General features: G+C 35.2%; 2 protein-coding genes and 1 pseudogene. All 3 read right to left on the bottom strand.

Going from position 1 to position 1,794, the window contains the following annotated elements; genetic code table 11:
* Nucleotides 1-392: 392 nt before the first annotated feature.
* The 3 genes and pseudogenes from BTO28_RS17975 to BTO28_RS16540 all read right to left on the bottom strand — a co-directional run bounded on the left by BTO28_RS17975 (nt 393) and on the right by BTO28_RS16540 (nt 1,338).
* Complete coding sequence (locus BTO28_RS17975) at nt 393-536, bottom strand: DUF3885 domain-containing protein (RefSeq protein ID WP_456297752.1); 144 nt, start codon at nt 534-536, stop codon at nt 393-395.
* 8 nt (nt 537-544) lie between these two features.
* Nucleotides 545-952 (bottom strand): annotated as a pseudogene (locus BTO28_RS16545) (hypothetical protein); the annotation flags it as partial.
* Between the two features lie 167 nt (nt 953-1,119).
* Complete coding sequence (locus BTO28_RS16540) at nt 1,120-1,338, bottom strand: peptidoglycan-binding domain-containing protein (RefSeq protein WP_144289507.1); 219 nt, start codon at nt 1,336-1,338, stop codon at nt 1,120-1,122.
* Nucleotides 1,339-1,794: the final 456 nt, after the last annotated feature.

Below are 1,794 nucleotides of genomic sequence, written 5' to 3'. Positions count from 1 at the left end.
TTTGTTTTCAATTGAAATGACGGGCATTTCAATTGAAAGTTTAATTCAGAACGTTGCCGGTTTTATTGATTTTGTTCAGTTTTCAAAGATCAATTTTCATTTACTATCATTATCGACAGCTAATTAATAATACCATTGTCGAAGATGAAAGTCAACTGCTTTATTTTTAAATGATTATTACCTTAGAATAACTATTTCTGCTATCCAGACTCTCTTTAACATTAGATACACCTTTTTAAGGGCGGATTAATATAATAACATTTTATCAGATAGAAAGTCAATATTTTTTGCGGAATAATTTTTGATTATAAACTTCAAAACGTTTTTTCATTAAGCCACTGTATTTAGCGGCGGATTAATAATGACATCTATCACAACAAACATATTTTCTGTTAGTTATAACACCCCAATACAAATGGGTTGTTTGGATAATCATATCCCCTTTTCCACTCTACACCAAGCTCAAAACGAATCCCAGTATCCCAACTATAAAATAAAGGTGGTCTAAGCTCTAAATTGGGGTAATTTTCGTGCATAAAGTCATTTAACTGCATTTCAACACCTCATAGTTACTATTTATCGGTTCAACTGACCCGAAATTTGGACTGACGTAAACTATCGTCTCTATCATTTCAAATACAAATGCTGTTAGCAGAAGTTCTTTAATGTGCTGCTTTATGCTTTCGTTACTACGACTATCTATAAACAAGAACCAAGGAAGATAATTGTCGAGATATTTTGTAGCGACACCTTTAGAAGGGTCAAGCCATTTTTTCGTTCGAAAATGAAAGCTGTTTACATTTTGAATATGATATAAGCCTTTAATAAAGTAATTTCCACCATCTGATTTGATTCGGTAATGCTCTAATTCTTTTTCTTTCGCATAGGTTTTGTAGGATCTCCAAGCATCAGCTACAAGCCCATTGTCGGAAGATAGTTTTGAGCCAATGTTCCTTTGCGCGCATTGAAGCCAATTTCTTTTGCAGCTGCTTCCGCTGATTCTGGCGTGCCGAATGTTCCGGTCATAACGCGGAAGATGTGGGCGTACCGACAAGATCTTTTTCTTTTAACAGCTGATTGGCCTTGGCCATTGTTTTTCCTCCTGCTACACCGTCGATACTAAACCGTTCGGCGCTGTAAGAGCATAACGATGTTTGTAGTACCTTTACCGTAAATGCCACCGATCCCGTTTGTATCAAGCCACAGCTTGGTGAGCTTTTCTTGCAGCACTTTGACTTCCTCCGTATTCATTACATTGATAGGAGCTGCAGCTGCTAAAGTAAGCGCCTTATCTGCGCTGTAACCTTTATAGTTGCACTGTAAGTGTGGAGCAACCATATTAAATAGTAAACCCAAAACCAATTGCACTAGAAAGAAAAGTAACGCAATTCCTGCTATGCTCTCTAATAACCTTGATAAATGAACAAACAGAATGAGTATATTTTGAAAAAAGAGTGATCAAAACATTCCCTTCTGTAAATGGAATGATTCTTTTATAAAAAAGATTGATGGTTTCGCAATAGAATTCTTTTAAACGATGGTGATCTCAATTTTATAATTTCTTCTAATTAAGTCTCTTAACGTCATTTCAAACCTTCCAACCATTTAACGTTTTTAAAGAAGTACGTAAAAAAGAGCATTTGCTAAATTAGCAAATGCTCTTTTAAAATGTCTGTTATGAAATTGTCATACATATGTGTCTATATCTAATATTAAGAATGATGACAAATTAATAATTTCGGAAAGAAATATGGCTGGGCTAGCTGGATTCGAACCAGCGCATGACGGAGTCAA

Source organism: Domibacillus epiphyticus (assembly GCF_001975785.1).
Lineage (GTDB): Bacteria > Bacillota > Bacilli > Bacillales > Domibacillaceae > Domibacillus > Domibacillus epiphyticus.
This window is presented reverse-complemented; position numbering and strand designations above follow the sequence as displayed.